The organism is Sphingomonas sp. BLHR8 (assembly GCF_056821725.1).
Genome location: NZ_JBPDIM010000002.1, coordinates 37,995 through 63,704 on the forward strand (window position 1 = coordinate 37,995; position 25,710 = coordinate 63,704).

The following is a 25,710-nucleotide window of genomic DNA, read 5'->3' on the forward strand; positions in this document are numbered from 1 at the left end:
CAATATACTCCGGGCGCCCGGATGCGAGCGAGACCGCTCAGCCCCGATGGCGCGTGATGATGCGGGCGATGCGGACAGCGAAAATGCTGCAGGCCGGCCCGAAACAGGTGGGGAAAGATGCGCCGCGGGGGGTGCCGGACGGGCCGCCGCCTGAGCCCCGACAGGGCTGAGCAGGCAGGCGGAAAGGTTCGGCATCAACGTGGGCGCACCCGGTGGCAGGATTGACCGGAGCGTGAACCGCGGATGAGGTCCGCAAGGTGAGCGTGCCGGGCAATCAAACTGTGAAGCTGTCGCGACGGCGCAGATGGATGCGCTGCCGTAACGGGTTGCTGCTAGCAGCGCCTCCGGTTGCGGGCAAGGGCGGCGGGGGTGGCCCCCTTGTCGGGGCGGCCCGCTTCGCGCCATAGCGACGATCGTGCTGCCGTTCCTGCTGCCGCTTCTGTTCACCGCCCTGCCGCCGCGCGTCGTGGTGGCGCCCGTCGTGCAGCCGGCGATGGCGATGCTGCCGCGGCGGCGATACCGCGTGACGGTCCGGCTCGATCCGCCCGCCCCCGGCCCCCCGCTGCCGCGCATCGAAGGGCCGGAGGATGCAGCGCTGCCGCTGGTGGTGATCGATGCGGGGCATGGCGGCCACGACCCCGGCGCGCTCGCCGACGAAGGCCGCGTCGCCGAAAAGGACGTGACGCTCGCGCTCGCCCGCGCCGCGCGCGATGCGCTCCTCGCCAGCGGACGGATGCGGGTCGCGCTGACCCGCGATGGCGACCGCTTTCTGGTACTGGAGGAACGGTACGAGCTGGCACGCCGTCTGGGCGCAACGCTGTTCGTGTCGGTCCACGCCGACAGCGCGGAGGACCCGCTGGCAACCGGCGCGGCGATCTACACCCTCTCGGACAGTGCGTCGGACCGCGAAGCCGCGCGCCTCGCCGCGCGCGAAAACCGCGCGGACCATCTCGGCGCGGTCGACCTCGGCGGCCGCGACCGGCAGGTGCGTGCGATCCTGCTCGACCTCGCGCAGCGGGAAAGCGGGGCGCAGTCGGTCGCCTTTGCCCGCCGGTTTCTGCGCGCCGCCGCGCCGCAACTGCCGCTGCGCCCGGCGCCGCTGCGCTCCGCCGGGTTCGTGGTGCTGAAGGCGCCCGACCAGCCCGCGGCACTGATCGAAGTCGGCTTCATGTCCAACGTCGACGACCTCGCCCGCATCACTTCGGCGGATGGGCAGGCCGCGTTCGCCCGCGCGCTGCGCGATGCGGCGTTGATCGATGCGGCGGCGCGGCGAGTGCGGACGGCGCAGCGTTGAAGCCGGGCGGCGTAACCACTCTCGCCACGCGCGTGAATCATGCTATCGCGCGCAGCCGCCATGGCTGATGCCGAACCTCACCCCTCGCCGGTCGCCGGCTCGAGCGTCGCCGCGTCGCGCGGCGGCTTTCGCCTGCGCTTGCGCCGCGATGGGGACGAACCGACCCCGCCCGGCGGTGGTGGCGGTGGCGGTTGGTCGCGACGTTGGGAGTCGCGCCGCTTCCGGTGGCTGATCTACGGCCTCGGCGGGCTGCTGCTCGCCATGCTGCTGTTCTGGGCGCTGCTGATCCGCGGCCTGCCCGACGCGAAGACGCTGGTCGATTATGAGCCGCCGCTGCCCACCATTGTTCGCGACGTCAGCGGCGCGCCCACGCACAGCTTTGCCCGCGAACGGCGCGTGCAGCTCGAATATGACGAATTTCCGCGCCAGCTCATCCAGGCATTCCTTGCCGCGGAGGACAAGAGTTTCTTCAGCCACAGCGGCGTCGATTTCGCCGGGGTGGCGCAGGCGGTGGTCGATTATACGTCCAAGGTCGGCAGCGGCGAACGTGCGCGCGGCGGGTCGACCATCACCCAGCAGGTGGCGAAGAACGTCCTCCTCGGCGATGAATATTCGATCACCCGCAAGCTCAAGGAAATGGTGCTCGCCTTCCGCATCGAAAGCGTGCTTTCAAAGCAGGAAATCCTGGCACTTTACCTGAACGAGATCCCGCTTGGGCGCCGCTCGTTCGGGGTGCAGGCGGCGGCGCAGGCCTATTTCAACAAGGACGTCGCCGACCTCACCTTGCCCGAGGTCGCGTTCCTCGCGACGCTGCCGAAAGCGCCCGAAACCTACGGCCGCGTCCAGAACGAGCGCGCCGCGCTCGGCCGGCGCGCCTATGTGCTGGGCGAGATGGCGGACGAGGGGTTCATCACCGCTGCCGAGCGCGACGCCGCCAACGCCGCACCGCTTGGGCTTGCGCCGACGCGCGGGTCGCAATTCTCGGAAGCCGGCGGCTATTATATGGAGGAGGTTCGGCGCGAGCTGGTCGAACGCTTCGGTGAGAATGCGGAGAACGGCCCGCACAGCGTCTATGGCGGCGGACTGTGGGTGCGCACCGCCTTCGATCCGCGGCTGCAGGCTGCGGCGGAAACCGCGATGCGCCGCGCGATGCTACGCTATCATGCCGGGCGCGGCTGGACGGGGCCGGTCGGTCGCATCGAACCGGGCCGCGACTGGGCGCAGAAGCTGCGGTCGACCTTTCTCACCATCGACTACGACAATTGGCGGGTTGCAACGGTGGTCACCAAGGCCGGAGGCGCGGCAACCATCGGCTTTGCTGACGGCACGACCGGTCGGTTGGGCGCGGGCGATGCCGGCATGGCCGCACGCGGCGGCGGCACCGCCTTTTCAAAGCTGCGCGCGGGCGACCTCATCCTCGTCAAGCGCATCGCGGGCAACAGCTATGCGCTGCGTACCGCGCCCGGCATCTCCGGCGGATTCGTAGCGCAAAGCCCGGCGTCGGGGCGCGTCTTCGCGATGCAGGGCGGGTTCGATTCCAACCTGCAGAGCTTCAATCGTGCGACCCAGGCGCAACGCCAGCCGGGGTCGACGATCAAGCCATTCGTTTACGCCACCGCGCTCGATAATGGGCTGACCCCCTCGTCGATCATCGTCGATGCACCCTTTTGCGTCGATCAGAGCCGCGAGCTCGGACAGAAATGCTTCCGCAACTCGGGCGGCGGGGCGGCGGGGCCGCGGACGATGCGCTGGGGCCTCGAACAGTCGCGCAACCTGATGACCGTGCGGACCGCGAGCCAGGTCGGGATGCCGGCGGTGGTCCGCACATTCCAAAACATGGGGCTCGGTCGTTATCCACCCTATCTCGCCTTTGCGCTGGGCGCGGGGGAAACGACCGTCGCCAAGATGACCAACGCCTATTCGATGCTGGTCAATCAGGGCCGGGAATTGCGCCCGCACCTGATCGACGTGGTGCAGGACCGCCGCGGGCGCGTGATCTATCCGGCGAACTGGCGCGCTTGCGATGGCTGTAACGCGCAGGACTGGGACGGCAGCGCGATGCCGCGCTTCGAACCGACCGGCAAGCAGCTGATGGACCCGGTCACCGCCTATCAGGTGGTGCACATGCTCGAAGGCGTCGTTCAGCGCGGCACCGCGACCATGTTGCTCGACCTCGATCGGCCGCTGTTCGGGAAGACGGGGACAACATCCGGACCCACCGACGTGTGGTTCGTGGGCGGCACGCCGCAGTGGGTGGCGGGGGTGTATCTCGGCTACGATCAGCCGCGTCCGCTCGGCGGGTCGGCCTTCGGCGGCACGCTCGCGGCGCCGATCTTCGAGGAATTCGCGCGCGTCGCGACGGTCGGCCAGCCCAAGACGCCGTTCATCGCGCCGCTCGGCACGAGAATGGTCCGGATCGAGCGCAGCAGCGGCAAGCGCGTCTACGGCGCTTTCCCGACCGCCGATAACGATGCGATCATCTGGGAAGCGTTCAAGGCATCGTCCGAACCGCGTCGCTCGGTTCGCCGAGAAGAAGTGGCGCAGGCTCCTGCCGGGGCGCGCGCCCCGCAGCGCCAGCGCGCAGCAACCACCGCCCGCACCCAACGCCCTTCGACGCGATCGCAGCAGGACTTCGCCGACCGCGACGGCAGCGGCGGGATCTACTGACCGCGCCCACCCGACGCGAGGCTTCGCGGCGGGCAAAGGTGGCGGTCGCGCACAGGCCTACACGTCGAGGTTGGCGACGTTGAGGGCGTTGTCCTGGATGAAGGCGCGGCGCGGTTCGACCTCTTCGCCCATCAGGCGGGTGAAGACGTCGTCGGTGACGTCCGCGGTTTCGAGCTCCACACGAAGCAGCGTGCGCACCGTTGGGTCGAGCGTCGTTTCCCACAGCTGTTCGGCGTTCATCTCGCCCAGCCCCTTGTAGCGCGAGATGGCGAGGCCACGGCTGGCGTGGGCGAGCACCGCGTCGAGCAGCTCGGTCGGCCGCGCGACGTGGACCGGGCCGGCGCTCTTTCTGGCGCGCCCGCCACCGCGCGCGGTCTGCGTGCCGGGTTCGTCGGGCTGCGGCTCCTCGGGCGCGAGCGGATCGCTATCGGCTTCCGGCGTTTCGACCGCAGCCGTCGCGTCGGCATTGGCGGCGACGATCTGACCCGGGCGGGCATAGTCCTCCGCCACCTCCGCGCCGATGGCAGCGAGGCGGCGCGCTTCGCCGCTGGTGACGAAGCTCGCGTCGATGACGTGATGGTCGGTCACCCCGCGCCAGGCACGGCGGAGATAGTAGCCGCCGTCCTCGCCCAGTCCGACCTCCCACTTGCCATCCTCGCCGCGCGCGGTTTCGCTCGCGTTGAGGTGGTCGGCGGTACGCTTGGCCGCGGCCGCGCGATCGTCGGCGTTAAGTTCGCCCAAAGCGCCCGCCAGCGCCAGCGCCTCGATCAGCGCGGGGTCATAGCGGCGCGGAACGTAGCGCATGACCGCGCGCAGCCGCTGCGCCGCTTCGATCATGGTATGAAGGTCGTTGCCGCTGCGGCTGCCGCCGACGCCGTCGTATCGCAGCGCACCGACACCGCTGTCGATCAGATAGCGGTCGAGCGCGGCATCGTCCTTGAGATAGACCTCGGACCGGTTCTTCGCGACCTTATACAGCGGCGGCTGCGCGATGTAGAGGTGCCCCGCTTCGATGATCTGCGGCATCTGGCGGTAGAAGAACGTCAGCAGCAGCGTGCGGATATGCGCGCCGTCGACGTCGGCGTCGGTCATGATGACGATCTTGTGATAGCGCAGCTTGTCGAGGTTGAATTCGTCGCGGATGCCGGCGCCGAGCGCCTGGATCAGCGTGCCCACCTCCTTCGAGGAGATGATGCGGTCGAACCGCGCGCGCTCGACGTTGAGGATCTTGCCCTTCAGCGGCAGGATCGCCTGATAATGGCTGTCGCGGCCCTTCTTGGCGGAGCCGCCGGCGCTGTCGCCTTCGACCAGGAACAGCTCGGACTTCGCCGGGTCGCGCTCGGCGCAATCCTGCAACTTGCCGGGGAGCGAGGCGATGTCCATCACCCCCTTGCGCCGGGTGAGCTCGCGCGCCTTGCGCGCCGCTTCCCGCGCGGCGGCGGCGTCGATCACCTTTTGCACGATGCCCTTGGCCGGGCCGGGATTTTCCTCCAGCCACTGGCCGAGCTTGTCGCTCATCAGGCTTTCGAGCGGCTGGCGCACCTCGGAACTGACCAGCTTGTCCTTGGTCTGCGAGCTGAACTTGGGGTCGGGCAGCTTGACCGAAACGATCGAGGTCAGCCCCTCTCGCATATCCTCACCGGTGAGCGCGACCTTCTCCTTCTTGAGCAGCCCCGAACGCTCCGCATAGCCGTTGAGCGTCCGCGTCAGCGCGGCGCGGAACGCGGCCAGGTGGGTGCCGCCGTCGCGCTGAGGGATGTTGTTGGTGAAGGCGAGCTCGGTCGGATAATAGCTGTCGTTCCACTGCAACGCGACGTCGATGCCGATGCCGTCGCGGTTGGCGGAGATGGCGATGGGCTCTTCCATCAACGCGGTTTTGTTGCGGTCCTGATATTGGACGAACGCGGCAATGCCGCCGTCGTAGCGCAGGTCGACCTCGCGTGCCTCGGCATGGCGCGCGTCCGTGAGCACGATGCGCACGCCAGAATTCAGGAAGGCAAGCTCGCGGTAGCGGTGCTCGAGCTTGTCGAAATCATATTCGGTGACGTTCTTGAACGTCTCGGTCGACGCGAGGAACCGCACGCGCGTGCCGCGCTTGGGCTCGCCCTCTTCGGTCAGCGGAGCATCGCCGCGGCGCACCAGCGGCGCCTCCGCATCGCCGTGGCGAAAGCGCATCCAATACTCGCCGCCGTCGCGCCACACGGTGAGCTCGAGCCATTCGGAGAGCGCGTTGACGACGCTCACGCCGACGCCGTGGAGCCCGCCCGACACCTTGTAGGCGTTGCCGTCTTCGCTGTTGTCGAATTTGCCGCCGGCGTGAAGCTGGGTCATGATGACCTCCGCCGCCGACACGCCTTCCTCCGCGTGCATGTCGACCGGGATGCCCCGACCGTTGTCCTCGACGCTGACGCTGTTGTCGGGATGGAGCGTGATGCTCACCCGATCCGCGTGGCCGGCGAGCGCCTCGTCGATCGAATTGTCGCTGACCTCGAACACCATGTGGTGCAGCCCCGACCCGTCGTCGGTGTCGCCGATATACATACCCGGCCGTTTACGCACCGCGTCGAGGCCCTTCAGCACCTTGATCGAATCCGCGCCGTAGCTGGGCGCGGTGCTGTGGTCGGGGTTCGGAATTTCGGTCGGTTCTGCCATGCCCAGCCTATAGGGAAAGCGCCACGCAAAGCCAATGGCGGGGCATGGCTCGAGGCTCTGCAGGGCGAACCGATTTGCCGGTGGCATCGTCGCGGCGTCGGCTTTAGTCTCGGCGCATGACCAACCTCGTCCGCCATGCCCTCGCCCCCCTCGTCGCCACGCTCGCGCTCGCCGGATGCAGCCAGCCCGACGCGGCGCAGCGCGATGCGCCGAACATCGCGTTCGAGGGGATGCGGGGGCCGACCGGCGCGCTCGAACCCGTGCCGACGCGTGCGGTGCGGATCGGCCTCGGCGGACCGCAGCAGCCGGCCTGCCGCACGCTCGCCCTGCCGCAGGGTACGCGCCTCTACTGGTCGCCGGCGGGCGGGCCGGTGAAGGCGACGGTGTCGGGCGAAGCGGCCGCATGCGACACCGTCGATGGCTGGACCGGCATTGTGTTTCCCGCGCAAGGGCAGGGCTTTGATGCCTGCAATGTCACGCGCCGCCTGCGCACCAGCCGCGAATATCAGGGTCCCTGCCGCTGGGGCTGGGCGCAACTGCGCGGCTAGGCGCGGGTCTGCGCTCGTGCGACGATCAGCGACCCGCTGACGATCAGGCCGGTACCGACCAGCACCGGCAGCGTCACCTCCTCATCAAAGAACAGCCACCCGCACAGCGCCGCCCAGGCGAAGGCGGTATATTCGGTGGGGATGAGCAGCTGCGCCTCGCCCCGGGCGTATGCCCAACCGAACAGGTAGAGCGCGGCGACCGACAGCACGGCGCTCAGCAGCAGCAGCGGCCAGTCGGCACGATCCGGCAGGATCGCGACCCACGGCGCGGCGATCAGCAGCACGCCGACGACGGTGATCGTCTGGAAAAAAGCGATCTCCCCCGGCTTGGCGGCGAGCGCCTGCTGCCGGGTGAGGATCAGGTTGTAGGCGAACAGGACGGCGGAAAGCAGCACCGCCGCGATCGCCAGCGACACCCGCGGGTCCGCGCCGCCCTCGCTCGCATCCCCGAGCCGGCTCCACACGATCACTCCGACGCCCGCCAGCCCGAGCAGCGACGCGGCGATGGATGACGGTTGAACCTTTTCCTTCAGCAGCACCGCGGCGAGGAACAGCCCGATCAGCGGTGCGATGAACGACAGCGCAATCGCCTCCGCCAGCGGCAGGACGCCGATCGCCCAAAAGAACAGCAGCGCCATGAAGGCGACGACGACTCCGCGCCGCAGGTGGAGCCGCAGCGCCGCCGGGGTGGGCGGGGAGGGGTTGCTGGCGACCCAGGCGGCCCCGCTCAGCACCGATCCGACCAGATTGCGCCACAGCAGCGCGCTGTAGACGCCAAGGCTCAACACCAGCGCCTTCATCGCGGCGTCCATGATGCTGAGCAGCGCAACGCCGAGCATCGCGACCAGCAGCGCGGCGATGCGGAGGCGGGCGGGGCTCACCGGGTGGCGGCGCGGGCGGCGGCGGTGATCGCCGCGACGTCGGGCTCGCCGCGCGGGACCAGCCAGCTGCCGCCGACGCACAGCACCGCGTCAAGCGCTTGCCAGTCGCGCGCGCTCGCGGCGGTGATGCCGCCGGTGGGGCAGAAGCGCGCCATCGGGAATGGCCCGGTGAGCGCCTTCAGCGCCGCGATGCCGCCATTGGCTTCGGCGGGGAAGAATTTGAAATGCGTGAGGCCGAGGTCGAGCCCGCGCATCAGGTCGGATGGGCTCGCCACGCCGGGGAGGAAGGGCACCCCGCTTGCCACCGCCGCCTCCCCGAGATCGGCGGTGAGGCCGGGCGACACGACGAACTCCGCCCCCGCGACGATCGCGGCGTTGAGGTCGGCGCGGTTGAGCACTGTGCCCGCGCCCACGACCGCGCCGGGCACGCGCTTCATCGCCGCGATGGCGTCGAACGCCGCGGGCGTCCGCAGCGTCACCTCCAGCGCGCGCACCCCGCCCGCGACCAGCGCGCGCGCGATCGGCTCGGCGCGCGCGACGTCGTCGATGACCAGGACCGGGATGACCGGCGACAGGGTCATGATCTCGGCAATCGCAGTCATCGTGACGGGCTCCCTTGGTCGGCGGCGAAGGCTGCGGCGCCGTATAGCCCCGGCTGCGGGTGCGTCACGAGCCGAACCGGCATCGCCTCCATCATGGTGCGATACCGCCCCTTGTCGACAAAGCGCGCCGCGAAATCGGAGCAGGGGAGGTGCGGGCCAAGCCGCTGCCCCAGCCCGCCGGCGATGGCGACGCCGCTGGCTCCATGCGCCAGCGCAAGGTCGCCTGCGACGCTGCCGAAGATGGCGCAAAAGCGGTCCAGCGCCGCGGTGGCGATAGGATCGGTGCCGGTCAGCGCAGCGTCCCACAGCTCGGCGCCGCTATCGTAGCCCCTCCCCTTCAGGGGAGGGGTTGGGGCGGGGGCTTTCGTTTGACGCCGCGCAGTGTTGAGAGCCCCCACCCCCGGCCCCTCCCCTGAAGGGGAAGGGAGAGACAGCGCCTCGCTAATCACGCGCAGCCCCGCGCCTGAAACCACGCGCTCCGCCGACACGCGCCCGAACCGCGCGCGCAACATCGCCAGCAGCGCATCCTCGAACGCATCGGTCGGGGCGAAGCCGAGGTGCGCGCCTTCGGTTGCCTGCACCTCGCGCCCGCGCAGGTGCGCGACGCCGAGCCCGGTGCCGGGGCCGAGCACGGTGATCCGCTCTCCACGCGGCAGCGGTTGGTCGGGACCGGCAACGTGCGCGAATGCGGCGTCGGGCAGCCGCGCGACGGCGTGTGCGACCGCTTCGAAATCGTTGAGCAGGGTGACGCGCTCCACGCCCAGCCGCTCCGCCAGCCCCGCGCGCGCGATGCGCCAGCCGCCGTTGGTCAGCGTCACCACCTCGCCGCGGATCGGCCCGGCGAGCGCCAGCACCGCGCATGGCGCCTCGCCGAGCTGCGCCCGTGCCACATCCCATGCCGCCTCCAGCCCGTCGAAGTCGGCAGTGCGCAGCGTCAGCGGCTCGTCCAGCGTGACAACCTCGCCGCGCGCGACCTCCGCTACCGCGAACCGCGCGTGGGTGCCGCCGATGTCAGCGACGATCGCGCGTTCAGCCACGACGCTCAGTCATGCCAGCGCACGCCGTGGCGCTGGGCCAGCGCATCGGCGGCGTCGGGGCCCCAGCTCCCCGCAGCATAGCGCCCCGGCTTTGCGTCCCGCTCCGCCCAGCCGGCGCGAATGGCGTCGATCCACGCCCACTGCGCCTCCACCTCGTCGCGGCGCACGAACAGCGCGGGGTCGCCCTCGATCAGGTCGAGCAGCAGCCGCTCATAGCTGATGCGCCGGTGTTTGCCCTCGAACGCGCGCGGCATGGCGATATCGAGCGGCACCTCGCGCAAGCGCACCCCGCCGCGGTCGAGCCCCGGCACCTTGGCCATGACGGTCAGGCGGATGTCCTCTTCGGGCTGGATCGAGATGGTGAGCCGGTTGGGCTGCGCCTTGGCGCCTTCGCTGGCGAACATCATGTGCGGCACGCGGCGGAACTGGATGACGATGTCGGTGCGCCGCGCCGCCATGCGCTTGCCGGTGCGCAGGAAGAAGGGGACGCCCTTCCACCGCCAATTGTCGATCTGCGCCTTCATCGCGACGAAGGTTTCGGTGTTGCTCGCGCGGCCGAGGTCGTCGGCGTAGCCCGCCACCACCTCGCCATCGATCGTGCCGGCGTCATATTGCGCGATGACATTGTCGTCGCGGCGGATCGGGCGGAGCGAGCGCAGCACCTTGACCTTCTCGTCGCGGATCGCGGTGGCGTCGTAGCGCGCGGGCGGCTCCATCGCGACCAGCGCGAGCAGTTGCAGCATATGGTTCTGCACCATGTCGCGCAGCGCGCCAGCCTGATCGTAATAGTCGCCGCGCGTGCCGAGCCCGACACTCTCCGCGATGGTGATCTGCACATGGTCGATGTGTGCGCGGTCCCACAGCGGCTCGAACAGGCTGTTGGCAAAGCGCAGCGCGAGGAGGTTCTGCACCGTCTCCTTGCCCAGATAATGGTCGATGCGGAAGATGCGCTCCTCCGGGAATACGCGCCCGACCGCATCGTTGATCTCCGCCGCGGAAGCGAGGTCGAGCCCGAGCGGCTTTTCGAGCCCGATGCGCACATGTTCGCCGGTCAAGCCCGCCGTTTCGAGCCCCGCGATGGTCGGTTCGAACAGCGACGGCGCGGTCGAAAGGAAGATGGCGAGGCCGTCCTCCACCGGCCCGACCTTGGCCGCCAGCGCCGGGAAGCCGTCGAGCGTGGACGCGTCGAGCGGCTGATAGGAAAGCCGCGCGACGAAGCGGTCGATCGCGGCCGCATCGGCGCGGTCGGCGGGTAGGAACTCCGCCAACGCCGCGCGCGCGAACTCGCGGTAACTAGCATCATCATGCGGCGATCGCGCGGTACCGACGATCCGGAGATCGCCCGCCACCAACCCCTCCGCATCGAGTGCGCATAGCGACGGCAACAGCATCCGCCGCGCGAGATCCCCGGTGGCACCGAACAGGAGCAGCTTGTCCGCGATGAAGTTCATGGCGCGCGGTGTGGCGGCGGCGGCCGCGGGTGTCGAGCTATTCTCTCCCCTCCCCACGAGGGGGAGGGGAGGTTTGGCCGCTCCGCCTTGCACTCCCCCCGCGCGGCTGTATCCCGCCCGACGTGAGCGACAATCCCCTCCTGACCCCCGCGCGGCTGGCGGATGATGCGGATGCGGCGTTGCGGCCGAAGACGCTCGACGAATTCGTCGGGCAGCAGGCGGCGCGCGACAATTTGCGGGTCTTCATCGCCGCGGCAAAGGCGCGCGGGGAGCCGCTTGACCATGTGCTGTTCTTCGGCCCGCCGGGGCTGGGCAAGACCACGTTGGCGCAGATCATGGCGCGCGAGATGGGGGTCGGCTTTCGCGGCACGTCGGGGCCGGTGATCGCCAAGGCGGGCGACCTCGCCGCGCTGCTCACCAACCTCGAGGACGGCGACGTGCTGTTCATCGACGAGATCCACCGCCTCTCCCCACAGGTGGAGGAGGTACTCTATCCGGCGATGGAGGACCGCGCGCTCGACATCATGATCGGCGAAGGGCCCTCCGCGCGGTCGATCCGCATCGATCTGCCGCGCTTCACGCTGGTGGGCGCGACCACGCGGCAGGGGCTGCTGACGACCCCGCTGCGTGACCGCTTCGGCATTCCGGTGCGCCTAAATTTCTACAGCCATGACGAGCTGGAGGCGGTCATCACCCGCGCGGCGCGGCTGCTCGGGCTCGACATCGCCGCCGATGGCGCGCGAGAGATTGCGCGGCGTTCGCGCGGCACCCCGCGCATCGCCGGGCGGCTGCTGCGCCGGGTGCGCGACTTTGCTCATGCGGCGGGGGCTGAGCGCGTCGATGCGCCTACCGCCGACCGCGCACTGACCCGGCTGGAGGTCGACGCGCTCGGGCTCGACGCGATGGACCGGCGCTACCTCACCATGATCGCCGACATCTATCGCGGCGGCCCGGTCGGGGTGGAGGCGCTCGCGGCAGGGCTCAGCGAGCCGCGCGACACGATCGAGGATGTGATCGAACCCTATCTGCTGCAGCTCGGCCTCATCGCGCGGACGGCACGGGGGCGGCTGCTCAACCCGCCGGGGTGGAAGCACCTCGGCCTCGCGCCCCCCGCGGGCAGCCAAGCCGGATTGTTCGAGACGCCCTAGCGTCGCACCACAAAAAAGGGGCGCTCCGCTTGCCCACGGAGCGCCCCTTTGGCGTCGTCCCTGCCCGTTGGTTAGAAGCGGGTGCGCACCGTCACGCCATAGGTGCGCGGTTCCGCGAGATATTGCGAGAAGAGCTGGCGCCCGCCCGGATATTGCGGATCGACGAAGGGCGCCGTCGACGCACCAGCCTGGAACGGCGAATTGAACGCGACCTGCGCATAATCGACGTCGAACAGGTTCTGTGCCCACAGCTCGACCGCCCAGCGCTCGTCCGCTCCGCGCAGACCGATGCGCGCGTTGACGATGGCGTAGCCGTCCTGCGCCTTTTGCGGTAACTGGTCGGAGCCGGTGTTGTAATCGCCGGTCATGCGGCCGTCGATGTAGAGGAGGCCGCTGAGCCCGCTGTTGCCCAGTTCGGGGGTGTAGGCAAAGCTCGCCGTCGCCACCCATTCCGGCGCGTTCGACATGCGATTGCCCGGCAGCACGCGCAGCGCGGGGTCGAGCGGCGCGCCCTGGCTGCTGCCGACGAGGTTATCGCGGTAGCGGGTGTTGGCATAGGTGAGCCCCGCGCCGATCCGCACATCGCGCGCCGGGTTGAAGCTCGCCTCAAGCTCGACGCCTTCCGAACGCACACCCCAGGTGACGTTATCCGCAGCGCAGGTGCCGGTGGCCTCGGCGTTGGCGCTGTAACCGGGGCCGGTCGGGAAGCTGTTCTGATCGCGATCCGCCCCGCCGAGGTCGGTGGAGCACCCGTTGATCGACTGCACCAGGAAGACGGTGCCGTTGAACGTGTTGAGCTGGAAGTTCGAGAAGTCCTGACGGAACGCCGCCACGCTCAGCGAAAATTCGCGGGTGGCATATTTGGCGCCGATTTCGAACGCATTCACCAGCTCGGGTTCGAACTGCAGGTTGTTGACCACCGCCTGCGCGCCGCCGAGCGAGGCGAAGGTCTGGATCGGCAGCTTGAGCGCCGACCGGTCGAGGTTGAACCCGCCAGCCTTATACCCACGCGAATAGCTGGCGTAGAGCATCAGGTCGTCGGTCGGGCGGTAAGCCGCAATCGCCGTCCCGGTCAGCTGATTCTCGTTGCGTTCGCTGTTGATCGAAACGCCGTTTAGTTCGGAGGTCGAGTTGCCCTGGCAGGCGAGGCCGATCAGCGCGCCGGCCGTTGCCGCCAGCGGCCCCGTCAGCAGCGGACCCAGCGCCGCCTGCTGCGCGACGCAGGCGGTGTTGTCGTTGCCGAAGGTCGCGTTGAACCGCTTGCGCTCATCGGTGTAGCGCAGGCCGAGCGTGATATCGAACTGGTCGGTCAGGCGGATGATGTTGTGCGTGAACAGCGCGAAGTTGCGGCTGTTCTGCTCGTAGTTGTCACGCGTCGTGCCGCGGTTGTTGATGCTGTCCAGCCGGTCGAACGCGCCCACCAGCAGCGGCCCGGCCGCTCCGAACGGCGACGGCACGCCGGGGACCAGGCCCGATAGCACCGCGCGACCGGCGGGGGCGAGGCAGCCCGCGCTGGTCGGGCTGTAGAACTGCGCCAGCGCGCTGCCCGACACCACGCGGCAGGTGGCGAAGCGTCCATACTGATTACCGAAGCGCAGGTTGTCGCGGACGGTCAGATCCTCGTTCGCGAAATAGCCGCCGACCAACCAGTCGAGCTTGTCGTCGAACGCGGTGCCCTGCAGCCGCAGCTCCTGCGTGAACGTCCGGAACTCGCGATAGACATCGTCGGCCGGCGTGCGGAACAGGATGTCGACGCTGCTGTAGTCGGTGTCCGATCCCTGCCCCGACCGATAGTCGCGGTAGGCGGTGATCGACGTCAGCTTCACGCTGCCGAAATCATAATCGATCTGGCCCGACACGCCCTTGTCTTCGGTGGTGCCGGCAAAGCTGCGGCCCGGCGAGGAGTAGATCGTGCGGTCGTAGCGCGGATTGAACGCCGCCAGCGGCTGGCCGAGGTCGCGCAGCACGTTGACGATGTTGTTGCCGTTCGGGTTCGGCACCCCGCCCGCGAGCAGCGGCGAGGCAGGATTGTTGAGGTTGCCGACGAACGGATTGACCGTGCCGTCGACATAGGTCGCGCCGCAGCAGCGTTCGTCGCGGTTGGTGTAGTCGCCGATGATCCGCACCGACAGCGCGTCGTTCGGCTCCCACAGCAGCTGGCCGCGCATGAAATAACGGTTGCGGTTGTTGACGTCGATGTCGTTGGCGGGATCGTAGTAGAAACCGTCGCGCCGGTTCCACACCCCGTCGAACCGCAGCGCGATGGTGTCGGTCAGCGGCCCCGACACCGCGCCCATCACGCGGATGTTGTCGTAGTTGCCGTACGTAAGCTCGAGCATCCCCTCGCCGTCGGGGTTGAACGTCGGCTTGCGCGAAATGATCGAGATCATGCCCGCAGATGCGTTGCGCCCGCCGAGCGTACCCTGCGGTCCGCGCAGCACTTCGACGCGCTCGATTTCGCCCAGTTCGTTGAGGCCGATGCCCGAACGGCTGCGGTAGACGCCGTCGATGAACACCGCGACCGAGCTTTCGAGACCGGGGTTGTCGCCGACGGTACCGATGCCGCGGATGCGCGCCGAACCGTTCGCTTCCGAACCGGTCGATGACACCAACAGCGACGGGGCGAGCTGGTTGAGCTGTCGGATGTCGTTGGCGCCGCTGTTCTGCAGCGTTTCGGCGCTGACCGCGGACACCGCGACCGGCACGTCGGAGAGCAGCTGCGCGCGACCCTGCGCGACAACGACGATGTCGCCGCTTTCATCGCCGGCTTGGTTGGCCGGGTCGGTCTGGTCGGGCGACTGGCTGTCCGCCGGGGGGACGACGGTCTGCGCCATCGCCGGCGCGCTCAAAGCGACTAGGCTCGCGCCCGCAAAAAAGGTGCCGCAAATGCCGCGCGACAAGAAGGTCCGCATTGCTCTCTCCTCGATTGCCGGGTTGTTGCCCCCGACCCGGCTACGCTGCGACGGGTGTCGTCGTCGACGTGCACGGAAGGTGGCGATGCTACGCCCTGCGCGCCGCTTGTGAAGCGGGGCAGCGGCGACGCCCGGTTTTTGTGTCACGAGTGCGGCGTTTGCGCCACAGTTTCGGGGCGGGTGCCGGCGCTCAGCCCGCGCTGCGTAACCGCACCGACGCGCGTCGCCGCGACGACGCCACGCGCATGACCCGCCCCTCGCGGCTCGGCAGCGCAAAGCTGAGCAGCCGCTCGGTGGTCGCGACCAGCGCCCGCGCCGGGTCGCCCAGCAGTGAGCGCAGTGGGTTGGCGAGGACGTCGAATCCGCCGGTCAGCGCGCCGAACGCCGGCAGGACAATGCGCTGCTCGCACGCCGCGAAACATGGACGCGCAAGGGGCCCGCTTGCACCGCGCAGGCGCAGCTTGGGGTGCCAGTGGCCGGAGATTTCGGGCCGCTGCTCTGCGTTGCGCGCGTCGTGACGCAAAATGATCCCGCCGACCAGCGCCTCGTCCGCGCGATCGCCGGGGAGGCGCGCGGCTGCGTCGTGATTGCCCGCGATCCAGATCATCTCGCGCCCGCGCACGACGCGTTCGATCAGCGCGCGTTCGTCATGCGTCAGCCGGTCCGGCCCGGCAGCGTCGTGGAAACTGTCGCCGAGCGCCCAGATTTCAGCCGGATCATAGGCATCGACCACCGCCGACAGACGCTCCAGCGTGGCGCGGCTGTCGAAGGGCGGCAGCATTTGCCCTGCGGTCGCGTACCAGCTGCCCTGTTCAAGGTGCAGGTCCGCCACCAGCAGCGCGCGCCGCGCGGGCCAGTAGAGCGCACGCTGTGCCAGCGCGACAAACTGGTGTCCGCCAAAGTCGAGGAGATGGCTCACGCCGCGCCGATTGGCCTCGACCCGGCGGCGATGCAAGCACAAAGGTGGAACGCTCCGACATCCACGCATTTGGGTGCGCGGTTGACTTTGGCCCCGTCGCTCCATAGGGGCACCGCTTCGCCGCGCAGGTGGAGCTCCATTGGGGCGCAGATTCGCGCGCGCCGGGCTGCGGACATATCGCGGCGAGGGCGCGCGGTCACTTGGCGCGGCCCGGCACGTTCAGACGACAGGTTTTTCCCGATGAAGATCCGCAACAGCCTCAAGAGCCTCAAGGACCGGCACCGGGACAACCGCGTGATCCGTCGTCGTGGCCGCACCTACGTCATCAACAAGACGAACCGCCGCTTCAAGGCGCGCCAGGGCTGATCTGCCGGGCATGACCGGCGCGGGGGCGCCCCGCGCGGTCATCTTCGACGTGGGCGAAGTCCTGTTTCATTGGGACCTGCGCGCGCTGTTTGCCCCGTTGCTGCCGGACGCCCGCGCGCTCGATCAGTTCGTGCGCGACGTGATCAGTCCGGAATGGCATTTTCAGAGCGACCAGGGCCTCCCGCTCGATGAGATGGTGGCGGAGCGCATTGGTCGGTTCCCGCAGCACCGCGCGGCGATCAAAGCCTATGCAACACGCTTCAATGACAGCATCACCGGCCCGGTCGCGGGCATGCACGATCTGGTGGCGCAGCTCGATGCGGCCGGCGTGCCGCTGTTCGCCATCACCAACTTCGGCGCCGAGTTTTGGGACGGGTTCCGCCCGACCCAGCCCATATTCGACCGCTTCCGCGACATTGTCGTGTCCGGCCATGAGAAGCTGGCCAAGCCCGATCCGGCGATTTTCGAGCTTGCGCTGAGCCGCTTCGGCCTCGCGCCGGCGGATGCGCTGTTCATCGACGATCGCGGGGAGAATGTCGCCGCCGCCGAGGCGTGCGGCATCGCCAGTGACCGGTTCGTCGCCGCGCCGCAATGCACCGAATGGCTCGTCGGTCAGGGAATCGAAGCGGCCGGATGAACCGGGCGGGGCGCCGGTGGTTGAGCCTCTGACGCCCCCGGATAAGGACATGCTATGCTCGAGATGCTTCCAGCTTTTGTCGGTCAGGCTCTCGCGCATCGCCGCGCCGGGGTGGCAGGGCTGGCCATCGCCGACCCGGCGCGCCAGCGCGGAGACGGGCGTCTCGCGCTCTCCAGCCCAGACTTCGGCGAGCGGACGATGATACCTGCCGCTTGCACCGCCGATGGCGAAGGGCGTTCACCCGCGCTGACCATCGCCGGCGTTCCCGAAGGCACGCGCTCGCTCGCGCTGTTGGTGGAGGATGCGGACGCACCGACTCCGCGACCGATCGTGCACGGCATCGCGTGGGGCTTAGCCCCGGATCTGGGCGCGTTGGCTCCGGGCGATCTCGACGGCGGCGGGGCCGGTGGCGCTGAGGGGCGCACGGGGATCAACAGCTATCGCCGCGCGGGCTGGCTGCCGCCTGACCCGCCGACCGGCCACGGGCTCCACCACTATATCTTCCAGCTTTACGCGCTGGCAGCGCCGTTCGAGTTCGACCGCCCGCCGGGACGGGGTGAACTGCTCGCGGCGATGGACGGGCGCATCGTCGCCAGCGCGGTGCTGACCGGCCTTTACGCGCGCGAATGACGCTTGGGCTGCCGGGGTAGCCAGGCATCGATCGCCGCCCAGCCGACGATTGTCGCACTGCGCAGCCGACGAAACCGCTCGGCATCGACTCCGCCGAGCGCGATCACCTTCGCCGGTCGCGATTGTGCCGCCAGTCGCTGAAGGCCGCGGCGGCCGAGCGTCCCCGCCCCCGCGTGCGAGCGAGTCGCGAACACCGGTGAAATGATCAGCGCCTGCGCGCCATGCCTTCCCGCGCGGGCAAGCTCCTGCGCATCGTGCACCGCTGCGCTGACAAAGCCGTTGCGCGGTTTCGGTGCGCGGCGGAGCTCGGCCCGCGACAGGTGCCGATCGCGCCCTTTCGCGCCTGCGCCGGCGACGATGCGGTGCCCGCGCGCGCGGGCCGCGAAATGGAGCCGGCGCCACGCCGCACGCTGCGCCGCGGTCATCGCCGCCGGGCGGACCACCACCGCCGATCTCGGCGGCAGCCCGCGCAGCGCGGCCCGCAACCCCGCCTCCCCCGCGCCCGCTTCCTCCAGTCGCGCGTCAAGCATCAGCCAGTGCTGCGGGATACGCGCGGCGCAGGGCTTGGTCCCGTGCGGGGGCAGGGGGGGCTGGCGTGGCCGCATCGCCTGCCTATAGCGCGGCGCCATGCATCATGCGCAGCCCCATTCCCCGCAGCCCCCGGCGGACGCATCGCCCGCCGAGCGATTGCGCTTCCTCACCAATGCCATCGCGCACGCCGCGCAGGAGGCGCGCCGCGATCCGGTCGATGTGACGCTCGTGGCGGTTTCGAAAACGCGTGTGGCGGAGGAGATCGCGCGGCTGATCGCTGCCGGCCATCGCGTGTTCGGTGAAAACCGCGTGCAGGAAGCGGCGGGCAAATGGCCGGCGCTGCGGTCGAGGCATCCCGACATCGCGCTCCACCTCGTCGGCCAGTTGCAGAGCAACAAGGCCGATGACGCCGTGGCGCTGTTCGACGCCATACACAGCGTCGATCGGCCGCGGCTGGTCGATGCCCTTGCGCGCGCGGTGCAGCGGCAGGCGCGCGTGCCCGAGATGTTCGTGCAGGTGGACCTGGCCGGGGAAGCGCATGGCGGCGGCGGCGATCGTGGCGGTTGTGCGATCGGCGACCTGCCCGCGCTGCTGACTCGGGCGCGCGATGCGGGCCTTGCGCTGGCCGGGCTGATGACGGTGCCGCCGCTCGAACGCAGCCCGGCGCCGTGGTTCGCGCTGCTGGCGGAGCTGGCGGCGCGCCATGGCCTCCCGGCGCTCAGCATGGGCATGACCGGCGACTATGCCACCGCCGTACGGCTGGGTGCGACGCATGTGCGGATCGGCACCGCGCTGTTCGGTGAGCGCATAAAGGCGCCTGCCGCGCCGGCCGACGCCTGACGGTCAGCCCGCGCGCATCGTCTCCACCGCGGCGACGAGCTGGCCGACGGTTTCGATCTCGGCCTGTTGGTTCATCGTGATGATGATGTCGAATTCGTCCTCCACCGCGGCGACGAAATCCATCACCGTCAGGCTGTCCCATTCGAGGTCGTCGGCGAAGCGCGTGGCGTCGGTGACGTCCACGCCCTTCTGATTGAACGCGTCGATGTGGGCGCGGATTTTTTCGGCGGTATCGCTCATCGATGGGTCTCCTGTCGGCGCCCTCATAGCCAGCCTGCGTCGCGATACCAGCGCGCGGTGGCGGCAAGGCCATCGTCGAGCGCGATCGCCGGCGACCACAGTGCCGGCGGCGGCGCCAGCTCAGGCCGCGCGCTCCAGTCCGGGTGGACGAGGTAGCGCGCCCGGTCGGGGGTAAGCTTTGCGCCCTCGCCGCGCAGCCGCCGGTCGAGCCGCGCGACCGCCGCCAGCAGCGGCGCCGGCACGCTCAGCACTAGCGGCCGCGGCCGCCCGACCGCGCGTCCGATGGCGTATGCGAGGCGGTGGTGGTCGATGCTCGGCCCGCCTGCCGGCTCTGTCAGGGCGGGAGGCGCGGGCGATGTGGCCAGCGCAACCAGCAATTGCGCGAGGTCGTCGACATGGATCAGCGACACCCGCCCGGGCGGCGGCACGACCGCCAGTCCCCATGCGGCCAGGCGGAACACGTCGCGCATTTCGGCATCGCCGGGGCCATAAACGCCCGGCGGTCGGACGATGGCAAGTTCGCCCGTAAAGGCGCGGGCGGCAGCCTCCGCACCCGCCTTGGACCCGCCATAGTCGGAGAGGTCCGGTTCGCGTGCGGCGAGGCTCGACACGTGCACGAAACGGCGCACGCCCGCGTCCACCGCCGCGCGCACCACGGCCGCGGTCCCGTCGACATTGGCGGCGTCGAAGCTCGCGCGGTCCGGGGCGCTCACCCGTCCCGCGATGTGCAGCACCGCGTCGGCGCCCTGGCACAAGCGGTCCAGCGCGGCGCGGTCGGCAAGGTCACCGGCGATCCACTCGACGCACGTCTGCGGCTCCTGCGGCCGCCGCGCGAGCGCGCGCACATGATGTCCGGCCGCGACCGCGGCGGCAATCGTCGCCCGCCCGACGAAGCCGGTTCCGCCGGTCAGGGCCAGAATCATGGCGTCGCCCCCCGCAGTCCGCGCGCGTTGTGCCTCAGCCTGTCCATTGCGCGTGCCTAATCCGGTCTTCGCCGGTCAGCCAGAGCGACCATGAAAGGCGCATCGCTTGCCTAGCCTTGACACTCCGACAAATAGAATCATATTAGAGTGACCTAATATATGTGAGCGATGGAGTGACGTATGACCCCGCTGACCCCCGAACAGGCTCGACAGATGCTCGCGCAGGGCGCGGTGCTGGTGGACGTGCGGTCCGCCGATGAGCGGGCGCGGGAGCGGATCGACGGGGCGGTGCATCATCCGCTCGGCACCGTCGATGCGCTGCCGGTCGGCGATGCGCCGGTGATCTTTCACTGCCGGTCGGGCATGCGCACCTCCGCCCATTCGGGAGCGCTGGCGGAGCAGGCCCAGGGCCGCGACTGCTACATGCTCGCCGGCGGCATCGATGCGTGGCGCAAGGCGGGTCTTGCCACCGAACGCACCGCGGGCGCGCCACTCGAAATCATGCGCCAGGTCCAGATCGCGGCTGGGGCGCTGATCCTGATCGGCGCGCTGCTGGGCTGGCTCGTCGCGCCGGCGTGGTTCGCGCTGTCCGCCTTTGTCGGCGCCGGGCTGCTGCAGGCGGGCATCACCGGCTGGTGCGGCATGGCGAGGCTGCTCGCGGCGATGCCGTGGAACCGTACGACGCGTCCAGCCTAGAGCGGTGACCAGTCGCGCGCGGGTTCCGTCTCGGCGACCGCCTCCGCATCGCCGCGGATCGCTTCGAGCAGGCGATCAAGCACCGCGTCCACGCCCGCGCCGCTGGCGCCCGACAGTGGCATGACCTCCGCCCCGCTCGCCTCGGCAAGTTCGGCGGAGAGTGCGGCGATCAGTTCCTCGTCGAGCGTGTCGACCTTGTTGAGGCCGATCACCACGCGCTTGTCCTCCAGCCCCGCGCCATAGGCCTCGAGCTCGTCGCGAACGATGCGGTAGCTGGTGGCAACGTCGGTGTCGTTGGCGTCGACCAGGTGCAGTAGCACCCGGCAGCGTTCGATATGGCCGAGGAAACGGTCGCCGATCCCTGCGCCCTCCGCCGCGCCTTCGATCAGCCCCGGAATGTCGGCGATGACGAACTCCTGCCCGCGGTGCCGCACTACGCCGAGCTGCGGGCGGGTGGTGGTGAAGGCATAGGCGCCGACCTTGGCCTCGGCGTTGGTGACCGCGTTGAGAAAGGTCGATTTGCCCGCGTTCGGCAGGCCGACGAGGCCCGCGTCGGCAAGCAGCTTCAGCCGCAGCCAGACCCACATCTCCTCGCCCGGCCAGCCGGTGCCATGCTGGCGCGGGGCGCGGTTGGTGCTGGTCTTGTAGCTTGCATTGCCACGACCGCCGTCGCCGCCGCGTAGCAGCATGATGCGCTGGCCGACTTCGGTGAGGTCGGCGATCAGGCTGCGCTCCTCATCGTCGGCGAGGATCTGCGTCCCCACCGGCACCGCGATGACGCGGTCGTCGCCGCCCGCGCCGGTGCGGTCGCGCCCCATGCCGCCATGACCGCGCTGCGCCTTGAAATGCTGCGTGTAGCGAAAGTCGATCAGCGTGTTGAGGCCGGGCACGGCTTCAAAAATGATGTCTCCGCCCTTGCCGCCGTTGCCGCCGTCGGGCCCGCCATATTCGACATATTTCTCCCGCCGGAAGCTGACCGCGCCGCCGCCGCCGTCGCCGGATTTGATGAATATCTTAGCCTGATCGAGGAAATGCATTGCCGCGCTCTACGCCAGGATCGCGCGAAAGGCGACCGCGCAACCGGAGCGGCGATCACGGGTTAGTACGTCGAACGCGGCCCGAAGCGGGCAGCGCGAAGATCACGGAGACTGACGACCCATGTTCGGACACGACCACAGCGCGACCTTCAACACGCTGATCGCCACCACCCTCGACAGCGTCGACGGCTATCGCAAGGCGGCGGAAAAGGCGACCAACCCGCGCTACACCGAACTGTTCACCACGCTCGCGAACGAGCGTGAGCAGGTCGTGCGCGGCCTCCAGAACTACGTCAGCTCGACCGGCGGCAATCCGGAGGACGACGGCACCATCCTCGCGGCGGCGCACCGCGCCTTCCTGTCGCTCCGCGATGCGGTGACCGGCAGCGACGACGCGGCGATCCTCGCCGAGGTCGAGCGGGGCGAAGACTATCTCAAGGGCAAGTACGACACCGCGCTCGCCGCGACCGACCTCAAGCCCGAAGCCAAGGCGGCGATCGACCAAGCCTATGCTTCGGTGAAGAAGGGCCACGACCGTATCGCGGCGATGCGCGGCAACGCCTGACGCTTCGGTATCAAGCTGAACCAGGCGGCCGCTCCCCAGCCGGGGGGCGGCCGTTCGCTCATTCGCGGGTGAACATCCGCTTGGCGATCCGGCGCGCGGCATCGCGTTTGAGCGCCAGCGCGCCGCCCAGCGCCTCGCCGATCATCGCGTCGCCGAACGCCATCAGCACCAGCGTCAGCGTCTCCTCCGACAGGGCCGTGGTGTCGCCGCGCTCGTCCGGGCCGACGTCGTCGATCAGGCGGCGGATCGCGGTGACGATGGGGTCGAGTACATCCTCATTCCCGGTCATCAGCATCCACATCGCGAGGCCCGCTGCACCCTGATGGTCGAACGCGTCGAAGGCGAGGTCGACGACAATGCCCCGGTCCCCTTCGCCCGCGCGATCGCGCCGTACCTCCTCGGCGATGCGGTCGCAGATGTCGTTGCTCAGCTGTTCGACCAGCGCCAGCTGAAGCTCATGCGCGCTGCCGAAATGATGGAGCAGATTGGCATGCGTGCGCCCCACCCGCGCCGCCACCGACTTCAGCGTCACCGCCTGCGGCCCGCTTTCGATCAGCAGCGCCTTTGCGGCGTCGAGTGCGTTCTGGCGCGAAGCGGCGGGCGACAGGCGACGGCGGGCGGGTGTCATCGCCACCCTGTGCGTCGCGTCGCGCAAATTTGTCCAGAGGCAGAAGACTTAGGCAAACTTGAGCGCTGCCGACCGCCGCGCTAACGCCCGGCGCATGGTCGATCCCGCTCCCGCCGTGCACGTCATCACCACCGGCGGCACGATCGACAAAGTCTATTTCGACGCGCTCTCGGCGTTCGAGGTGGGGGAAACATCGGTCGGCGCCCTGCTTCGCGAAGCGAACGTGACGCTGCCGGTCACGATCGAGCCGCTGCTGCGCAAGGACAGCCTCGACCTCGACGACGACGACCGCGCGGCCATCCGGGGCGCCGTCGAACGGAGCGCGGCACGGACAGTGCTGATAACGCATGGCACCGATACGATGCCGGTGACCGCCCGCGCGCTGCGGGGCGTGGCCGGCAAGACCATCGTGCTCACCGGCGCGATGCTGCCAGCCTCGCAACGGCAGAGCGATGCGCTGTTCAATGTGGGCTTCGCGCTGGCGGCGGTGCAGACGCTGCCGCCGGGGGTATGGATCGCGATCAACGGTCGGCTGTTCGACGGCGCCACTGCGGTCAAGGACCGCGCCCACAACCGATTTGTCGCCGGTTGATGGCACAGCGCCCTTTCGCATCGCGGGGTGCGCGCCTATCCTCGCTCAGATGACCGAGCCGCTCGCCGCCGACCCGACTCTCGATGAACTGCGCGCCGCGCTGATTCCGGACGTCGCGGCGAACGCGGCGTTCGACGGCTGGGGCCTTGCCGCGGTCAATGCGGCGGCGGCGGTGCGGGCAATCGACCCCGATCTCGCCCGCATCGCCGTGGGGGCCGACGCCCCGACGCAGATCGATGCGTGGTTCGCGCATATCGATGCGGAGATGGCGCGCCGGCTCCCGCCCGAGACGCTGGCGGCGATGAAGATCCGCCAGCGCATCACCACGCTCGTCGAAACGCGGCTCGACGTCCTGCTGCCGGAGCGGGAGGCGCTGCGGCGGGCGCTGGCGGTGCTGGCGCTGCCGACCAACTTGCCACTCGCCGCGCGGCTCGGCTGGCGCGCAGCGGACGCGATGTGGCGCCTGGCGGGCGACACCGCGACCGATTTCAACCATTATACCAAGCGACTGACGCTCTCCGGCGTTTATTCGACGACGATCGCCGTGTTCCTCGACGACGACAGCGAAGGGCAGACGGATACGCGCGCATTTCTCGGTCGGCGAATCGATCAGGTCATGCAGTTCGAAAAGTTCAAGGCGGGCTGGCGCGCGCGGAGCGAACGGCGCCCGTCGCTGTCGCGCTTTGTCGGCCGCCTGCGCTATCCGCCCGCCTGATGGGCCTCCTCGACCGCCTGTTCGGCACGCGCGGGCCTGACCCAAGGGACGCCTTCCGCCCGGCCTATGCACGCATCGTCGAGCGTGCGCGCCGGCCGCAATGGTATCTCGCCGGGGTGCCGGATACGCTCGACGGGCGCTTTGACGTGCTGTCGACGATCGTCTCGCTGACGCTGCTCGCGTGGGAGCGCGACCCCGCGCGAACGACCGACGGGTCGCGGCTCACCGAATTGTTCGTCGACGATATGGACGGCCAGCTGCGCCAGATCGGCGTCGGCGACATGATCGTAGGTAAACATGTCGGGCGGATGATGAGCGCGCTCGGCGGCCGCCTGCAGGCGCTGCGCGATGCGGGCGACGATGTCGAAGCGCTGAAGGGCGTCGCCACGCGCAACCTGCTCGGCGGCGATGCCACCCATGCCGACGAGGTCGCGCGCCTGCTCGTCAGCGAGCGCCAGCGGATCTTTGCCGGAGAGCTCGGATGAGCGACCTCAACCCCAGCCTTTCGGAACTGCGCCAGCGCGCGGGACCGCGCTCGATCAGCTTCGATGCCGATGCGCTGGCGGCGGCTGCCGCACGCTTCGGATGGGAATCGCTCGACACGCTCGACGCCGATGTGGAGGTGCGCATCGCCGCGGGCGATATCGTCGAACTGACCGGGGAAGTGCGCGCCGCGCTCGTCCAGCGCTGCGCCGCGACGGGGGTGCCGTTGCCCGCCAATGTGCGGGAGCCGGTGGCCGTCCGGTTCGTCCCCGCCGCAGCGCTCGAGGTCGAGGAACAGGATAGCGAGGTCGAGCTGGACGCCGACGCGCTCGATGCCGTGCCCTACGATGGGGCGCGGGTGCCGCTCGGCGATGCGCTGATCGAGACGGTGGCGCTGGCGCTCGACCCCTATCCCCGCGCGCCGGATGCCGACGCGGTGCTGCGCGCCAGCGGTGTTCTCAGCGAGGAAGAGGCGGCCGCGGCGGGTGGGGCATTTGCAGGGTTGTCGGGCCTGCTCGGTCCGGGCGGCAAGGGCAGCACGGACCGCTGAGGCGCGTGCCGCGAAGAGGGATCGAGTCCGCGACACGCGCCTTGCTGTCGGCACCTGAACGGTCGGGGCTTCCCCAAACCATCGACCGCGAGTGCCGGTCGAGTTCACCAAGGCAGCGGCGAACCCGTTATTCTGATAGGCCGGCGTGGCGCGCGCTCTGACCCCC

At 69.6% G+C, this 25,710-nt stretch carries 26 protein-coding genes; 14 read left to right on the forward strand and 12 right to left on the reverse strand.

Going from position 1 to position 25,710, the window contains the following annotated elements:
• Positions 1-415: 415 nt before the first annotated feature.
• Together ACRYJK_RS10200 and ACRYJK_RS10205 are read left to right on the forward strand one after the other, a co-directional pair.
• Positions 416-1,294 carry an N-acetylmuramoyl-L-alanine amidase family protein gene (locus tag ACRYJK_RS10200; protein ID WP_482667482.1) on the forward strand — a complete coding sequence of 293 codons (879 nt, stop codon included), beginning with the start codon at positions 416-418 and terminating at the stop codon, positions 1,292-1,294.
• Between the two features lie 39 nt (positions 1,295-1,333).
• Positions 1,334-3,961, forward strand: coding sequence for a penicillin-binding protein 1A (locus tag ACRYJK_RS10205; RefSeq protein ID WP_482667483.1), 2,628 nt, complete (start codon positions 1,334-1,336; stop codon positions 3,959-3,961).
• A 57-nt stretch (positions 3,962-4,018) separates the two neighbouring features.
• On the opposite strand, the gene gyrB is transcribed toward ACRYJK_RS10205, so the two are convergent.
• Entirely contained in the window at positions 4,019-6,613 is a 2,595-nt protein-coding gene (gene gyrB, locus ACRYJK_RS10210) for a DNA topoisomerase (ATP-hydrolyzing) subunit B (RefSeq protein WP_482667484.1), read from the reverse strand.
• Between the two features lie 116 nt (positions 6,614-6,729).
• On the opposite strand from gyrB, the gene ACRYJK_RS10215 reads away from it, so the two are divergent.
• Positions 6,730-7,161, forward strand: a complete 432-nt coding sequence (locus ACRYJK_RS10215) for a hypothetical protein (protein ID WP_482667485.1) — start codon at positions 6,730-6,732, stop codon at positions 7,159-7,161.
• On the opposite strand, the gene ACRYJK_RS10220 is transcribed toward ACRYJK_RS10215, so the two are convergent.
• The 4 genes from ACRYJK_RS10220 to zwf are packed head-to-tail and all read right to left on the reverse strand — an operon-like array spanning position 7,158 to position 11,132.
• Positions 7,158-8,042, reverse strand: a complete 885-nt coding sequence (locus ACRYJK_RS10220) for a DMT family transporter (RefSeq protein ID WP_482667486.1) — start codon at positions 8,040-8,042, stop codon at positions 7,158-7,160. The two genes, ACRYJK_RS10215 and ACRYJK_RS10220, sit on opposite strands and share 4 nt — an antisense overlap.
• Entirely contained in the window at positions 8,039-8,644 is a 606-nt protein-coding gene (gene eda / locus ACRYJK_RS10225; protein WP_482667487.1) for a bifunctional 4-hydroxy-2-oxoglutarate aldolase/2-dehydro-3-deoxy-phosphogluconate aldolase, read from the reverse strand. The genes ACRYJK_RS10220 and eda overlap by 4 nt, the downstream gene beginning before the upstream one ends.
• Positions 8,641-9,681 (reverse strand): glucokinase, encoded by a 1,041-nt coding sequence (locus ACRYJK_RS10230; RefSeq protein ID WP_482667488.1) that lies wholly within the window; start codon positions 9,679-9,681, stop codon positions 8,641-8,643. Before ACRYJK_RS10230 ends, eda begins: the two co-directional genes overlap by 4 nt.
• Positions 9,682-9,686: 5 nt before the next feature.
• The gene (zwf, locus tag ACRYJK_RS10235) at positions 9,687-11,132 is read right to left on the reverse strand and encodes a glucose-6-phosphate dehydrogenase (RefSeq protein ID WP_482667489.1); all 1,446 of its coding nucleotides are present in this window, start codon (positions 11,130-11,132) and stop codon (positions 9,687-9,689) included.
• 122 nt (positions 11,133-11,254) lie between these two features.
• Between zwf and ruvB the strand changes: the two genes are divergently transcribed.
• Positions 11,255-12,280, forward strand: a complete 1,026-nt coding sequence (gene ruvB, locus ACRYJK_RS10240; protein ID WP_482667490.1) for a Holliday junction branch migration DNA helicase RuvB — start codon at positions 11,255-11,257, stop codon at positions 12,278-12,280.
• Positions 12,281-12,351: 71 nt separating this feature from the next.
• Here the strand turns inward: ruvB and ACRYJK_RS10245 are convergent, their stop codons facing one another.
• Both ACRYJK_RS10245 and pdeM read right to left on the reverse strand, forming a co-directional pair.
• On the reverse strand, positions 12,352-15,192 hold the full coding sequence (locus ACRYJK_RS10245; RefSeq protein ID WP_482667491.1) for a TonB-dependent receptor: 2,841 nt from the start codon (positions 15,190-15,192) through the stop codon (positions 12,352-12,354).
• 190 nt (positions 15,193-15,382) lie between these two features.
• Complete coding sequence (gene pdeM, locus ACRYJK_RS10250; RefSeq protein ID WP_482667492.1) at positions 15,383-16,111, reverse strand: ligase-associated DNA damage response endonuclease PdeM; 729 nt, start codon at positions 16,109-16,111, stop codon at positions 15,383-15,385.
• 240 nt (positions 16,112-16,351) lie between these two features.
• Here pdeM and ykgO point away from each other — a divergent pair, with 240 nt between their 5' ends.
• Genes ykgO through ACRYJK_RS10265 form a run of 3 tightly spaced genes read left to right on the forward strand, consistent with a single transcriptional unit; the run spans position 16,352 to position 17,744 of the window.
• Positions 16,352-16,477, forward strand: a complete 126-nt coding sequence (ykgO, locus tag ACRYJK_RS10255; RefSeq protein WP_003046794.1) for a type B 50S ribosomal protein L36 — start codon at positions 16,352-16,354, stop codon at positions 16,475-16,477.
• 10 nt (positions 16,478-16,487) lie between these two features.
• Positions 16,488-17,114 carry an HAD family hydrolase gene (locus ACRYJK_RS10260; RefSeq protein ID WP_482667493.1) on the forward strand — a complete coding sequence of 209 codons (627 nt, stop codon included), beginning with the start codon at positions 16,488-16,490 and terminating at the stop codon, positions 17,112-17,114.
• Positions 17,115-17,168: 54 nt separating this feature from the next.
• Entirely contained in the window at positions 17,169-17,744 is a 576-nt protein-coding gene (locus tag ACRYJK_RS10265) for a YbhB/YbcL family Raf kinase inhibitor-like protein (protein ID WP_482667494.1), read from the forward strand.
• Here the strand turns inward: ACRYJK_RS10265 and ACRYJK_RS10270 are convergent.
• Positions 17,729-18,274, reverse strand: coding sequence for a thiamine phosphate synthase (locus ACRYJK_RS10270; protein WP_482667495.1), 546 nt, complete (start codon positions 18,272-18,274; stop codon positions 17,729-17,731). The two genes, ACRYJK_RS10265 and ACRYJK_RS10270, sit on opposite strands and share 16 nt — an antisense overlap.
• A 97-nt stretch (positions 18,275-18,371) precedes the next feature.
• On the opposite strand from ACRYJK_RS10270, the gene ACRYJK_RS10275 reads away from it, so the two are divergent.
• On the forward strand, positions 18,372-19,115 hold the full coding sequence (locus ACRYJK_RS10275) for a YggS family pyridoxal phosphate-dependent enzyme (RefSeq protein ID WP_482667496.1): 744 nt from the start codon (positions 18,372-18,374) through the stop codon (positions 19,113-19,115).
• 3 nt (positions 19,116-19,118) lie between these two features.
• Here ACRYJK_RS10275 and ACRYJK_RS10280 read toward each other — a convergent pair whose 3' ends face one another.
• Both ACRYJK_RS10280 and ACRYJK_RS10285 read right to left on the reverse strand, forming a co-directional pair.
• Positions 19,119-19,355 carry an acyl carrier protein gene (locus tag ACRYJK_RS10280; RefSeq protein ID WP_482667497.1) on the reverse strand — a complete coding sequence of 79 codons (237 nt, stop codon included), beginning with the start codon at positions 19,353-19,355 and terminating at the stop codon, positions 19,119-19,121.
• A 23-nt stretch (positions 19,356-19,378) separates the two neighbouring features.
• Positions 19,379-20,278 (reverse strand): NAD-dependent epimerase/dehydratase family protein, encoded by a 900-nt coding sequence (locus tag ACRYJK_RS10285; protein WP_482667498.1) that lies wholly within the window; start codon positions 20,276-20,278, stop codon positions 19,379-19,381.
• Between the two features lie 180 nt (positions 20,279-20,458).
• Here ACRYJK_RS10285 and ACRYJK_RS10290 point away from each other — a divergent pair, with 180 nt between their 5' ends.
• Entirely contained in the window at positions 20,459-20,974 is a 516-nt protein-coding gene (locus ACRYJK_RS10290; protein WP_482667499.1) for a rhodanese family protein, read from the forward strand.
• On the opposite strand, the gene obgE is transcribed toward ACRYJK_RS10290, so the two are convergent.
• On the reverse strand, positions 20,971-22,011 hold the full coding sequence (gene obgE / locus ACRYJK_RS10295; protein WP_482667500.1) for a GTPase ObgE: 1,041 nt from the start codon (positions 22,009-22,011) through the stop codon (positions 20,971-20,973). The two genes, ACRYJK_RS10290 and obgE, sit on opposite strands and share 4 nt — an antisense overlap.
• A gap of 121 nt (positions 22,012-22,132) precedes the next feature.
• On the opposite strand from obgE, the gene ACRYJK_RS10300 reads away from it, so the two are divergent.
• Positions 22,133-22,576, forward strand: a complete 444-nt coding sequence (locus ACRYJK_RS10300; RefSeq protein WP_482667501.1) for a PA2169 family four-helix-bundle protein — start codon at positions 22,133-22,135, stop codon at positions 22,574-22,576.
• 58 nt (positions 22,577-22,634) lie between these two features.
• On the opposite strand, the gene ACRYJK_RS10305 is transcribed toward ACRYJK_RS10300, so the two are convergent.
• Positions 22,635-23,204, reverse strand: coding sequence for a TetR/AcrR family transcriptional regulator (locus tag ACRYJK_RS10305; RefSeq protein ID WP_482667502.1), 570 nt, complete (start codon positions 23,202-23,204; stop codon positions 22,635-22,637).
• A 94-nt stretch (positions 23,205-23,298) separates the two neighbouring features.
• Here ACRYJK_RS10305 and ACRYJK_RS10310 point away from each other — a divergent pair, with 94 nt between their 5' ends.
• From ACRYJK_RS10310 to ACRYJK_RS10325, 4 genes are read left to right on the forward strand one after another with little or no spacing between them, the layout of a single operon-like run.
• Positions 23,299-23,796, forward strand: a complete 498-nt coding sequence (locus ACRYJK_RS10310; protein WP_482667503.1) for an asparaginase domain-containing protein — start codon at positions 23,299-23,301, stop codon at positions 23,794-23,796.
• Positions 23,797-23,845: 49 nt separating this feature from the next.
• Complete coding sequence (locus ACRYJK_RS10315; protein ID WP_482667504.1) at positions 23,846-24,511, forward strand: COQ9 family protein; 666 nt, start codon at positions 23,846-23,848, stop codon at positions 24,509-24,511.
• Complete coding sequence (locus ACRYJK_RS10320; RefSeq protein WP_482667505.1) at positions 24,511-24,996, forward strand: ubiquinol-cytochrome C chaperone family protein; 486 nt, start codon at positions 24,511-24,513, stop codon at positions 24,994-24,996. The genes ACRYJK_RS10315 and ACRYJK_RS10320 overlap by 1 nt, the downstream gene beginning before the upstream one ends.
• On the forward strand, positions 24,993-25,544 hold the full coding sequence (locus ACRYJK_RS10325) for a DUF177 domain-containing protein (protein ID WP_482667506.1): 552 nt from the start codon (positions 24,993-24,995) through the stop codon (positions 25,542-25,544). Before ACRYJK_RS10320 ends, ACRYJK_RS10325 begins: the two co-directional genes overlap by 4 nt.
• The last annotated feature ends 166 nt before the right edge of the window (positions 25,545-25,710 follow it).